The organism is Anaerotignum faecicola, assembly GCF_003865035.1.
GTDB lineage: Bacteria > Bacillota > Clostridia > Lachnospirales > Anaerotignaceae > Anaerotignum_A > Anaerotignum_A faecicola.
Window position 1 is genome coordinate 1 of the sequence record NZ_BHVZ01000005.1, and the last position, 12,390, is coordinate 12,390.

15 protein-coding genes are annotated in these 12,390 nt (G+C 40.5%); 12 read left to right on the top strand and 3 right to left on the bottom strand.

Annotated features, from left to right (window positions below):
• The 9 genes from mobQ to EJE48_RS08560 all read left to right on the top strand — a co-directional run.
• Window positions 1-1,860, top strand: a 1,860-nt coding sequence (mobQ, locus tag EJE48_RS08520; RefSeq protein WP_124984500.1) for a MobQ family relaxase, incomplete at its 5' end; no start/stop codon positions are given.
• Between the two features lie 604 nt (window positions 1,861-2,464).
• Window positions 2,465-2,689, top strand: coding sequence for a hypothetical protein (locus tag EJE48_RS08525; protein ID WP_124984501.1), 225 nt, complete (start codon window positions 2,465-2,467; stop codon window positions 2,687-2,689).
• Between the two features lie 86 nt (window positions 2,690-2,775).
• Window positions 2,776-4,299, top strand: coding sequence for a hypothetical protein (locus EJE48_RS08530; RefSeq protein ID WP_124984502.1), 1,524 nt, complete (start codon window positions 2,776-2,778; stop codon window positions 4,297-4,299).
• A 180-nt stretch (window positions 4,300-4,479) separates the two neighbouring features.
• Window positions 4,480-4,746, top strand: coding sequence for a type II toxin-antitoxin system RelB/DinJ family antitoxin (locus EJE48_RS08535; RefSeq protein WP_118102297.1), 267 nt, complete (start codon window positions 4,480-4,482; stop codon window positions 4,744-4,746).
• Window positions 4,746-5,006 (top strand): Txe/YoeB family addiction module toxin, encoded by a 261-nt coding sequence (locus EJE48_RS08540; protein WP_008399632.1) that lies wholly within the window; start codon window positions 4,746-4,748, stop codon window positions 5,004-5,006. Before EJE48_RS08535 ends, EJE48_RS08540 begins: the two co-directional genes overlap by 1 nt.
• 194 nt (window positions 5,007-5,200) lie before the next feature.
• Complete coding sequence (locus EJE48_RS08545) at window positions 5,201-5,965, top strand: ParA family protein (RefSeq protein WP_008399631.1); 765 nt, start codon at window positions 5,201-5,203, stop codon at window positions 5,963-5,965.
• On the top strand, window positions 5,965-6,261 hold the full coding sequence (locus EJE48_RS08550) for a hypothetical protein (protein WP_008399629.1): 297 nt from the start codon (window positions 5,965-5,967) through the stop codon (window positions 6,259-6,261). The genes EJE48_RS08545 and EJE48_RS08550 overlap by 1 nt, the downstream gene beginning before the upstream one ends.
• Window positions 6,262-6,336: 75 nt before the next feature.
• Window positions 6,337-6,561 (top strand): hypothetical protein, encoded by a 225-nt coding sequence (locus EJE48_RS08555; RefSeq protein ID WP_008399626.1) that lies wholly within the window; start codon window positions 6,337-6,339, stop codon window positions 6,559-6,561.
• Window positions 6,562-6,563: 2 nt separating this feature from the next.
• Window positions 6,564-7,226 carry a hypothetical protein gene (locus EJE48_RS08560; RefSeq protein WP_243108009.1) on the top strand — a complete coding sequence of 221 codons (663 nt, stop codon included), beginning with the start codon at window positions 6,564-6,566 and terminating at the stop codon, window positions 7,224-7,226.
• 206 nt (window positions 7,227-7,432) lie between these two features.
• Here the strand turns inward: EJE48_RS08560 and EJE48_RS08565 are convergent, their stop codons facing one another.
• Window positions 7,433-8,143 (bottom strand): geobacillin-26 family protein, encoded by a 711-nt coding sequence (locus EJE48_RS08565; protein ID WP_124984504.1) that lies wholly within the window; start codon window positions 8,141-8,143, stop codon window positions 7,433-7,435.
• 471 nt (window positions 8,144-8,614) lie between these two features.
• Between EJE48_RS08565 and EJE48_RS08570 the strand changes: the two genes are divergently transcribed.
• The 3 genes from EJE48_RS08570 (at window position 8,615) to EJE48_RS12205 (ending at window position 11,083) form a co-directional block, all read left to right on the top strand.
• Window positions 8,615-9,247, top strand: a complete 633-nt coding sequence (locus tag EJE48_RS08570; RefSeq protein WP_044931940.1) for a hypothetical protein — start codon at window positions 8,615-8,617, stop codon at window positions 9,245-9,247.
• 260 nt (window positions 9,248-9,507) lie between these two features.
• The gene (locus EJE48_RS08575) at window positions 9,508-10,866 is read left to right on the top strand and encodes a type IV secretory system conjugative DNA transfer family protein (RefSeq protein WP_160117341.1); all 1,359 of its coding nucleotides are present in this window, start codon (window positions 9,508-9,510) and stop codon (window positions 10,864-10,866) included.
• A gap of 13 nt (window positions 10,867-10,879) precedes the next feature.
• Window positions 10,880-11,083, top strand: a complete 204-nt coding sequence (locus EJE48_RS12205) for a hypothetical protein (protein ID WP_148095978.1) — start codon at window positions 10,880-10,882, stop codon at window positions 11,081-11,083.
• Between the two features lie 48 nt (window positions 11,084-11,131).
• On the opposite strand, the gene EJE48_RS08580 is transcribed toward EJE48_RS12205, so the two are convergent.
• Window positions 11,132-11,617 carry a hypothetical protein gene (locus tag EJE48_RS08580; protein WP_124984506.1) on the bottom strand — a complete coding sequence of 162 codons (486 nt, stop codon included), beginning with the start codon at window positions 11,615-11,617 and terminating at the stop codon, window positions 11,132-11,134.
• Window positions 11,610-11,876 (bottom strand): DUF3847 domain-containing protein, encoded by a 267-nt coding sequence (locus EJE48_RS08585; RefSeq protein ID WP_124984507.1) that lies wholly within the window; start codon window positions 11,874-11,876, stop codon window positions 11,610-11,612. Before EJE48_RS08585 ends, EJE48_RS08580 begins: the two co-directional genes overlap by 8 nt.
• Window positions 11,877-12,390: the final 514 nt, after the last annotated feature.

Consider the following 12,390-nt stretch of genomic DNA (forward strand, 5'->3'; position numbering starts at 1 on the left):
ATGGCTATATATCATTGCACTTGTAAAATTATAAGCAGAGGACAAGGGCGGTCTGCCGTTGGTGCGGCGGCATATAGAAGCGGGGAAAAATTGTATAATGAGTATGACGGAATAGAACACGATTATACGAAAAAAGGCGGCGTTGTATATAGTGAAATTATGCTTTGTGAAAATGCACCAAAAGAATATCAAGATAGGCAAACATTATGGAACGCAGTAGAACAAATAGAGAAAAGCAGTAAAGCGCAGTTAGTGAGAGAGTATGAAGTAGCCTTGCCCGTGGAATTATCACGGGAAGAACAGATAAAACTTGTCCGTGATTTTGCAAAAGAGAATTTTGTAGATAATGGAATGTGTGTTGATTTTTCCATTCACGATAAAGAGGACGGAAACCCACACGCTCATATCATGCTTACCACAAGACCGATTGAACAAGACAATTCGTGGGGAGTGAAGCAAAAAAAAGAATATATTTTAGATAAAAACGGTCAAAAGCAGTATGATAAAAAGAAACAGACATATAAATGCAAAACAGTCAAAACAACGAATTGGGATAGTAAGGAATTTTTACAGCGTTCCCGTGAAAGCTGGGCTGAAAAAGTAAACCAAGAACTTGAAAAAAAAAGTCTGCCACAGAGGATAGACCACAGAAGTCTAAAGGAACAGGGAGTTGACAGAGTACCAACAATTCATGAGGGCGGTGCGAGAAAATTAGAGAAGCGAGGAATTAAAACTGACCGTGGGAAGATAAACAGAGAAATCAAAACAGCAAATGGACAGATGCAAACAATAGATATTCTGACTAAGCAGACACAAAAAGAAATTATAAATATCAGAGAAGATATTGAATGGAATAAACAGCATGAACATATTGCAAAAATTGAACGAATGTTACCAAAAGCCACAGAAGAAAATAAAAATGTGCTTTTGAGATTGCAAACTGAAATGCTCAAAACCTATAACATAGCGAAGCGTTTAGAGCCAACCACAGCCAGTGCAGAAAGAACAATAGAATGTGATGGGCGTAAAGTTCCATATTTTGATTATCATAAAGACAAGCTGATAGGAGATATTTCATTCATACGGGATAAAATAGAGAGCAGTCTTGAAGCAATAAGAGAAAGGGCAAAAACAGCAGAACCACAGAGCGGTTTTGTCGCAAGGCGTGAAAGTATAATGCGGCAGGAGCAACCAAAGCAGGACGCACCGAAAATTGATACTGCCTATGCAGAAGAAATGGCAAGAAAACTTTCAGCGTTGCGCAGTGAATTTGTAAAAGCCATGGTACAGAGTGCAGAGCGTACCAGCTATCAGCCGAACCCGATCTATGAAAGACAGGCAAACGAAATAGAGAGTATTTCAAAGACCATATCGGAACAGAGCCGAACTATAAAGAGCTTGCAGGAAGAAAGGGACAAGTTGGGTATCTTCAAAGGCAGGGAGAAAAAAGAACTGCAAAACAAAATTGATAATTTTGAGAGATTGCGCAGGAGTAATCTTGACAAGCTGGGTGCGCTTGGTGTGTCCGAACCGTCCAAGGCAGATGAAGCGGTAAAAGAAAAAAGAAGCATGGCGGCACAGGAGCAGAACAGGGCAAAGGCGGCTATGCAGAACAGAGGGGCAAAGGAGAGAGCCGAAGAAGTAAAAGCGGCATTTCTCGAAGCGGCGAAGCAGATACCGGCAGACCAACGGCAGGAAATACTTGACCGTATGGGACAGCAGAAAGAAATTCCAACCATGGGACGATTGCAGTATTACCAAGCCGAAGCCGAAGCACGCCGCCAGCTTGACACTGCATTGAAGCAAGAAGCACAGACGAGGGAACGGAACAGGACACATGACCGTGACAGAGGTATATAACACGGTATTTGCCCCATAGAGCCGTTTGGTGGTTTTCATGGTGTATTTCCTTAATGGGGGAAATAAGACTGCTCTAATAAGCCGTGACGCTCTCACAGGGGCAGTATAGAAAAGTAATCAAGGGGAAGTTACTCAAAGAGTGAGCAACTTCCCCTTTGCTTATTGTGCGGCGTTCCATTTCGTCAAGGGCAAGGCAAGCGGCAGGAGCCGCCCTTGACTGCATTTCTCACCCATCAGCGGCGAGATACCCGTTAAAAGCCGTGTAAGCCGCATAGACGAATGATTTATTAGAATATGGGAAAACTACATATAGAGCGAGAAAACGGCTTTATAGGGCAATATGCGGCACAGGTGACATAGGTAAAAAAACCTATTGATAATCTAAGTCCCCTAAGACTAAAAAAGGTGGAATTACTTCATTGATAATCTAAGTCCCCTAAGACTTCAAAAAGGTAAAAAAAATATATTGATAATCTAAGTCCCCTTGACATGGGGTGATTGTCAGGGTACACTGAAAAGGTAAAAAAAATATATTGATAATCTAAGTCCCCTACATAGGGTGTGGGGCTATTATATATTATTCAGCAGAGAGGAGTTTTTATACATGAGGATTGAGGGTTTTGATGTTACTTATTTATCTTCCTATGATGGGTTGCCTGTAAAAAATCATTTGCCTGTGGAGTTGAGGGAACGGTTCAAGACAGAGAACCAATGGTTGGAAAGTGGTTATGTGCTGGTGGCTGGTGCAGTTGGTTTGGAAATGCACCCTACGGCTGTAAGTAGGACTTTATGTACTTATTATCTTGATACGCAGGTAGAAGAACGGTAAAAAGGAACTTGCATTTTTCTTATTTATGTTATATAATATAAATAAGATATATAATATATATCATGTAAATAAGGAAGTGTTGTACTATGGCTAAGAAAGAACCACCGCAGGAGTATATAGAAGTATTGGAAGTTTTGAATGTGCTTTATGATGAGGTGGACGGTTGCTCTTTTTATGATTATATTTTCCCCGATAATCAGAAGCAGGGGGAGCAGTGTGGTCACTATGAAAAGCCTAATGCAGTTTATCTTTATACCAATGAAAAAGACAGTGGGTCAAGGAGAAGATTAAGGCGTCGCATAATGCTTTCAGATACATGGAAAGAAGATTATATAAATTATGTGGAGCAGAACCCATCTACTTTGTGTAGTGGGATTGCGTATCGAGGTAGGGCGAATAATTTAGAGAACGCTCAGCGTATGTATGCGCTGGCGATTGACCTTGACGGGGTTGGATTGTATGAATTAAAAAATTTGTTGTTAAGATTTGGACAGCCAGCGGAAAATATTCGCACACTTCCTGTTCCAACTTTTCTTGTAATGAGTGGCACGGGATTTCATGTGTATTACGTTTTTGAAGAACCGATAGACCTTTTTCCGAATATCAAGTTGCAAATGAAGTCTTTGAAATATGACCTTACTTTTAGAATGTGGGATTATAAATCGACTTCCAAGAAAGATAAAGTGCAGTATCAGTCAATCGTTCAAGGTTTTCGTATGGTGGGGAGTATTAACCCGAAGTATGATGTTGAAGTGAAAGCGTTTCAGATTGGCGGTAGGGTAACGTTAGAGTATCTTAATTCCTATGTGAAACCGCAGAATAGGGTTGATGTGAATAGGCGTTTTGCCCCATCTAAGATGTCAAGGGAGCAGGCTAAGGAAAGTTATCCCGAATGGTATCAGCGTGTAGTCGTAGAGAAGAACAAGCGGCAAAAGAAATGGGACATAAAAGGCAAGCAGGGCTTCGCTCTGTATAATTGGTGGCTGAACCGAGCAGGGGAGATTACGGGCGGTCACAGATACTATTATCTGATGTGTCTTGTCATTTATGCTTGTAAGTGTGATGTGCCGAAAGAGAAGCTGAAAGCGGATATGTATGAAGTGTTTGATAAGCTGAAACTGATAGAGCATGACAATCCATTGACGGAAGAAGATGTGGAGAGCGCATTAGAGGTATATAGCAAGGAGTATTACAATTTTAAGATTTCAGATATTGAGTATCTAACAGATTTGCATATTGAGAGAAATAAGCGAAATTATCAGAAACAGAAAGACCATTTAGAAGAAGCAAGAGCTATTCGTGATATTCGTATGAAGCGACAAAACAAGGATTGGCGTGAGGGTAACGGCAGAAAGAGTGCAGAGCCGATAATAGTTGATTTTTTTCGTGAAAACCCGACTGCAAGTAAAGCAGAGGTTATACGGGGAACAGGATTGTCTAAGCCGACAGTTTATAAATATTATGAAGCGGCAAAAGAAAAAGCGCAGTTAAAGCCAGCAGAGCCGATCGTAGCGGCAGGATTGGACACGGAAGAATTACGGGCGGTGTTTTCTCGCTGTGAGAATTTGCAGAGAATAGGGCGAGTTGACCGAGTTAATCACCGTGATTAAATTCAAACGAATAATATACATAATAGCAATAACATAAATACAGAAAATAAGTTATTGCTATTATGCTGTATGAATATATGAGAGGTGGAAATACTATAAATATTAAAGAAAAGTTAAAGAAATATTCTTTACTTTTTCTTTGTTCTTGTATATACTATAAGTAAGAAAGGAGTGTTGTATATGTCACAGGCAGTTAATGTTAATTTCAAGCTGGACGCAGATGTAAAAAAGAGCATGGAACAGGCGTGTTCTGAATTAGGTCTTTCCATGAGTGCGGCGTTCACTGTGTTTGCTAAAAAAGTAGGCAGAGAAAAGCGTATTCCTTTTGAGGTATCGGTAGACCCGTTTTATTCTGATAGCAATATCCGTTATTTGGAAAATATCGTGCGTGATATTAAGGACGGTAAAGCCCATTTCGCAGAGCATGACTTGATAGAGGTGGACTAATGAGGTTGCTATGGGAAGATAGAGCGTGGAGTGATTATCTGTACTGGCAGACGCAGGATAAGAAAACGCTGAAAAGAATTAACGGACTTATCAAGGATATTCAGAGAAGCACCTTTGAGGGTATCGGGAAGCCTGAACCGCTAAAGGAAAATCTAAGCGGTATGTGGAGCAGGCGTATTGATGATACCAACAGAATTGTTTACTATGAGAAAGACGAGATAATCTATATTGTTTCGTGCAAAGGGCATTATGAAGATTGAAAGGGGGACGGGCAACCGCCCTCTTTTTTTACTCACGGTGAGTAAAAAAAGTCCTCACCGTGAGGACTTTTCTCTTTTATCGCTTAAATCTGTATGGAAAAGGATTGACATATATAAATTATGGTGGTACAATAACATATATAAATTATATAACTTATATATGTTATACAACAAACGTAAAGGAGTGTGACCCTATGAGAATTGTAGCTGTGGCTAATCAAAAAGGGGGCGTTGGTAAAACGACAACCTCACAAGCCTTGACCGCAGGGTTAGCAGATAAGGGATATAAAGTACTGGGAATTGACCTTGACCCACAGGGAAATCTTTCTTCTGCTTGCGGTTCGGTGAATTATAACGTACCGACTATTTATGAGCTGATGAAACGGGAAGTGACCGCAGAGGAAACGATCCAGCACATGAACGGTGGATATGATATAATCCCCTCAAATATCATGCTTGCAGGAGCAGAACAGGAGCTTTCACAGACAGGAAAGGAACATAGGCTGAAAGAAGCGATTGCCGCCGTATCGGATAACTATGATTATATCATTGTTGATACGCCGCCCTCATTGGGTGTGCTGACGGTCAACGCATTTACAGCGGCAAGTGATATTCTGATACCTACAACGGCAGGAATATTTGCGACTACGGGAATTAACCAGCTTAATGAAACCGTAAAGAGCGTACAGAAGTATTGCAACCCGAATGTGAAGATAACGGGTATTTTGTTTACTCGTTTCAATCCGAGGGCAAATATCAGCAAGCAGATAAAGGAACTTACGGAGCAGTTGAGCCAGTATATTTCTGCACCGATTTATAAGACCTATATCCGTTCTGCAGTAGCAGTGGAAGAAGCACAGGCGAACAGGGTAGATATATTTGATTATGCGGAAAAATCAACGGTATCAGAGGACTATAAAGCCTTTATCGAGGAATTTCTGAAAGGAGAGCAGGAGTAATGGCAGGAAAGGCAAAATTTGACCAAGAAGCGGCGTTTAAGTCGATTATAGGAGCAGGAGCAACAGAGGACGAGAAGAAAGCTGATAAGCCAGCAGGAAAGGGCAGACCGCCAGTTGAGAGAGAAACAAAGAAGCGTGTGAGCCTTGCTCTTTATCCGAGCAGTTACGGAGCTTTACAGAAAATTGCCTATGTGAACCGTCAGAGCGCAAGTGATATAGTGTCGGAACTGATAGCCGACTATGTAGCCGCAAACGCTGGAAAGCTGAAAGAATACGATAAAATCAAAACTGAATAACAGGCATAAGTTATATATATTATGTGATATATATAACTTGCATAATAGCAATAACATGTAAAGTGAGGTGCGGCGATGAATACGGTAATAAAGGGAACAAAGACAATCGCAGAGTACAAGCGTGTTCGTGAGGATATGGAGAACTTAGCCAGGGCGAATTATGCCAGGCATAAAGAAGCCTTTGAAGAATGGGGAGAGGGCGAGCCTGTAAAGGCGTGGTTTGACTTTGAGGGGAACTTCTGTATCGAGTACGAAAGCGGCAAATGGTGGCACTATAACGATAAGGGGGAATGGTGGTAGGTATGGCAGGACAACAGCAAGAAGAAATTGAAACAATCAGATCGAGAACAATCGAAGTCAAATTATCGGACGCTGATGTAAAGCGTATTTCTGAAAAGGCGGCGGCACACGGTTTGACCGTGGGGGAGCTGATAGAGAATTTTATCGGTGATTTAGTATGCGGAACATATAGTAACGGTTCTGATGAAAGAATGTATGCGGAACAGTGGTTTGAGCGTTGCTGGTTTGGAATGTTCCCCGACCTCACTTTTTTAAGGTATCTGATTGAGTGGGGTGGACTTGATGAAGTTATAGGTGCATGGGAAAATATAAAGAGTACCGAAGAAAATATACAGACCAGCGAAGAATCACTTGCAAGCGGCGTGATGAAAGGCAGGGGTGGCGAAACCTACACATGGAAAGATATTACAAATGGTGAGGGAACGCCTATTTATTCCAGTAAAGAAGAATGGGAGCAGGAAGAAAGAACGGTTATATCTGATTGGCGAGAAGAAGTTGAAGCAGACAAACAGACACTTTCGGAATACTGGAACGAATATACCGAGCAGAAAAAGGAATATAAGAACGGTACATTTGAGGAAGAAATGAAAAAAGTTCTTGATTATTGGCGGGAGTATCAGAGCTTTTTAGAGGGAAAAAGTTTAGGAGAAAATGATAATGGATAATAAAAAAATTATATTAAATATAGTGAAGCTGATATTCGCCTTGATTATAGGAGGGGTAATGGGAGCAAAATTATTAACTTCGGGAAGCGAAATATTGATAATTGCTTTTTTTGTGTTATGTGTGATAGGTGGAATTATACTGTCATGTATTAACATAAAATAAAAAAGCAGGAGGGAAAACCTCCTGCTTTTTTATTTTATGCTGACTACAGAATAGTTGAATTATAATAGGTGTTCCAGTATGCATCATAGGCATCCTTGCAAGATTGGTCATATGCCATGCAGGTAGAAACATAAGCCGTACTAAATCCGGCGGCAGATAAAATGGCACCCCAAGCTGCGGCAGATAATGTTCCGCCTGTAAATATTGCACCTGCGCCAGCTGCACCAGCCGCTAAAACTGAAAGGGCAGACATTCCAAGAGCTCCAACAATAGCACCCTCTTGCACATTTATTTTGTCAACAGCGCTTCTGAATGTAGTTAAGTAAGAGCGATTTTTGCTGGTCTCTTTTGTCTTAAAGTAGACCCAGTTAAAGGCGTTGTCTCCCGGACGTCGGAGTTCCCAAGTATTAGGACTACCGTAAGTGATTTCATACTCATAGTTAGTGAAAGTTTTTTCTTCGAGAGAAGCTCGAGTTTGAGGTTTAATTGGAGCAATGTCTCCTACCTTTTGAGCTCCCGTAGTATTGCTAGTTTGAGTAAGCTGTATAGTTCCAGTGCTTTTGTCGTAAGTTGCAATGTAGGTAAAATTATCATCAGATGTTTGGGAAATTCGCACAGATGAATTGTCAGTTAAAATTGACGTATGGTATCCGTCTGTTTGAGGAGATGAAGCCAATGCAGTTACTGACATTCCCATAATCATGACAGCGGAAAGGGCAATACTGACAAGTTTCTTAAAAGGGTGTTTAATCATAAGCAATACCTCACTTTCTGTTAAATTTCAAACAATTATAAATTTACAGATTTATTTTAACACATTGTACATAAAATGTCACTAAAAAAATGGAAAATATTGGAAAAAGATTGTGCATATAGCAAAAAAGCAATACCTCACTTTCTGTTAAATTTCAAACAATTATAAATTTACAGATTTATTTTAACACATTGTACATAAAATGTCACTAAAAAAATGGAAAATATTGGAAAAAGATTGTGCATATAGCAAAAAATATATAACTTATACATTGACAATACATTACATAAGTTATATAATATATATACAGTAAATAAAATATTTCATTTACACTTACTCACCGTGAGGACAGAAAGGAGTGAGAAAAGGACGGAAAACTACACGGTTATAATAATCTTTCTGATGATGTTGTTTTTACCTGTTTGGTGGAAGTGGCTACACAGAAAGAGACGAAAGGAGCTTTTGGAGATTATGAGTGAACAGAACAGACAGGAAGAAGCCGCAAGGAATGACCGTCAGCGTTTAGAGCAACAAGCCGTAGAGAGCCGCCAGTTATCCGAGCGAGCCTTAGCAGAAGAACGCCAGCGGCAGGAAATACGCCGTATGCAGGACGAGCAACGCCGACAGGACAGCCAGCGGCAGGAAGAACAGCGCAGACAGGACGAGCAACGCCGCCAAGAGGAAAGGCGCAGACAGGAGCAGAGGGCACAGGAAGAACGCCGTAAGCAGGAAAGACAGCAGAGAGAGGACAGCCAGCGGCAGGAACAGGAGCCAGCGAGGGAAGAACGTCTGAAAGAGGAAACACGGCGCAAGGAAGAAAACAGCCAGCGCAAGGACGATAAGACCCCACAGAGCCAAGAATTAAGGGATTTAGCCAATACAGAAGATAAATATATGCGGCTTGTAAAATCGGGCTATTATGACGAAAAGAGAGCCGAGAAAGCCGCAGAAAAGACAGAGGGCGGCAATGGCATGGAACAGATGAAAAAAGCACCAACAAAAGGTGGGTTTTCCGAAAGGAGAGAGGCTTTGAAAACAAAAGTGCAGGACGCATTGAGAAAACAGGAACACAGTAAAACGCATGATATAGGGCATAGCAGATAGGAGGGTTTATGGACGGAAACGATTTAGGAATGATAGCAAGGGTATTTATGTTCCTGCTAAAAGGCTTAAAATATGTGCTTAAACTGGTATGGTTTACTGGTCTGTGGTGGTTTTGTGTTCCACTTGTTGTAGGGATTGGATATGAGGAAATAACAGGAACGTTCATACAAAATAATCAGATTATGGACGGTATTTTCACTATTTTGTGGTATGCTTGTTATGTTTTATGCCCATTAAATTTTCTTCAAAATATCATTCGTATGGTAAAAAAAGACCGCAAATTCAGCTTTTTAGAGCTTCTTTTGCATAATAGACAGAAGAAAGGTTTTGAAGCGAAGCTGGGCGGTGATACGGTAGCACTGAAAACAGCAAAAGACCTTTCGGGTGTTGTGTTCGGCAAGAGTAATGGAAAATATGCGACCATGCCCGAAAGCACAGACGGACATATTTTGATTGTTGGTGGAGCTGGTAGCGGAAAAACAGCCGCTGTTGCAATCCCTACGCTGATGAGCTGGAAAGAAAGAGTTTTTGCAATCGACATTAAGGGCGAGTTGTACGAAAAAACGAAGAAAGCAAGGGGAGAAGCTACAATAAAGGTATTTAATCCGACAGACAGAAACGCCTACGGATATGACCCATTCTATATGCTGAAAACGGCTGATGATATATCCAGTGCCGCCCGACAGCTTGCAATGTCCATTATTCCGTTGCCAGCAGATGTAAAAGACCCGTTTTGGATAAAGAACGCACAAAATATGCTCACTGGTTTTCTGATTTATTTGCAATGGCTGGGAGAAAGTTTTTCCAGCAGTATGCAAATTATAAAGGGTACTCCGACAAAGGAACTGATAGAGCAGATCGTAGCAGACACCAACGATAAGGCAAAAATGGAAATCATGCAGTTTAGCGGCATGGACGATAAGACACTTTCGGGAGTTTTTGCGGAGCTTTCAAACCATATCACGGTATTTGCAACGAGTGACGATTTACAACGGGCATTGTCGGGAGAGGGACGCAGTATCACGCCAGCAGACATTGAGGGTGGATATGACATTTTCTGCTGTATTCCAGAGCATAAGCTGGAAGAATGGAAAGACCTTTTAGGTATGATGTGTAATCAGTTCTTAAAATCCTTTGAGCGCAGGGGAGAGGGCAATAAGACACCTATTCTGTTTCTGATAGACGAGTTCCCAAGACTGGGAAAAATAGAAGCCATCAGTAATGGACTGGCAACTTTGCGAAGTAAGAAAATACATATTGCGCTTATCATTCAGAGCAAGAGCCAGCTTAACGCAATCTATGGAAAAGATGTTGCGGAAGTCATAGCTGACAACTGTTCATATAAGGCAATACTGAAAGCCAGCGAACCCGAAACGCAGGAATGGTGTTCTAAGCTGGTCGGCACTTATGATAAGAAAAAGGTTTCCAGCAATTACAACGCCGATATACTGGGTGTTGGAAAGGGACAGGGGACAAGCTCCAGCACAGAGGAAAAGCGTATTATCAAACCCGAAGAATTTGCCTATTTGAAAGATGTTGTGTGCGTGTTCCCGAATGGTTATAAGAGGTTACAGAAAGCAAACTATTATGAAGATAAGACATTCACGGATAGAATGTAGGAAAGGAGAAACTATGAACGAAAACAACGCAAATTTATGTGAAATGGAACAGGAAATTTTTCAAATAAAAGATAAGTATAAACCTTATTTTGAATTAGAAAAAGAGAACAGAAGATTAAAGATAGAACGCTTAGAAATGTTGCATACCGCAGAGAAATTTTTGTTTGCTCTTATCGCAGCTCTCTTAGTAGATTTACTTAACAAAATGATATTTTAAGATTAGGAAATGCAAAAAAGAACGCCATACTCTGTAAGGCGTTCTTTTTTACTCATTGGCGTAGATATAAAGTGCCGTCTGTAAGCGTGTTAGTGCAAAGAAAATGACAATATATCCGACAACATATATGGTTTTTGTAGTATGAAAAATGGCTTGCCAGCTATCCGCAGAAATCAACTTGTAAATCTGCCAAACAAGGAAAAGAATAGGGATAACTGCAAGAGTATAGATTGTTAGAAACAGAGGAAATATTTTTGTGAGTACGGTTGCAAAAAATAGTAGAATTTTCGGTTTTTCTCTTGACGCTTTGCTTAATATCCGTTCTTCTTTTTTCCTTTGCCGCTTTTCTTTCTTTGTTTCGGGATATTGAACAGGCTTACCAAATTTTGAATAGTCAATTTTAATCTGACAATCATCAAGTTCCTGCATGAATTTTTTATATTCATCAGGTTTCATAGTCCTGCGTAATATATCCTGCTTTTCAGCAAGAGTTCTTTTCAATTCTTCCGATGATAAATCTTTGTAATTACTCATTGACATTTCCCTTAATAATAGTTTTTACTGTGTCAATCGTAACCAGCTTTTGAAGCAGTTTTTCAAAGTCGGCAGGTTCGACTTTTTCACAACGAAGATATTTTTCTGCAAGTGCGCCGTTCTCGATAAGGCGGCGTGTTCTTTGCGCTCTTTCAAGTTTGCTCTGCTTTGCTTGAATGGCTTTCTTTTGAGCCTTTAATTGTTCCATTTTCTTTTCAAGTTCTTCTAATTTTTGTTCGGGTGTTTTTCGTTCAGCCATAATATAACCGCCTTTCTGTTTTCTTTTTTATTGCTATAATCGGATTATACCATAATGCGACAGAATAGGCAATATGAAAGCGCATGACAGGCACACCGCCATTAAACGGTGTGCGGCGCTCCTTATTTCAGAAATACAAATGTGCTAACAGCACATTTACATTTCTTTCATGCGGAACGCATGATATAGCCGCCGCATATAGATTATCGCTATCATGAAGCTATTGCAGAAATGATAGTTTGCGTTTATAATTTAAGCGAGCGAAGCGGCGGCAATATCACGAAGTGCGCACTTATATACCAACTTACGTTGGTATGTGCGCTCTCCGAGGGGTCTTGCAGACGGCTACCGCAGAAACAGAAAAATGCTATTCGCATTTTATGTTTCATGCGGCAAGCACATCAACAATATTTGCTATTCGCAAATATTTGTTTCTGTACTTGTTGGACTTCCTCACCGTGAGGAAATCCATATAAAAGCGTAGAACGAAAAAAGACAAAGGGGGCGTTAAGCT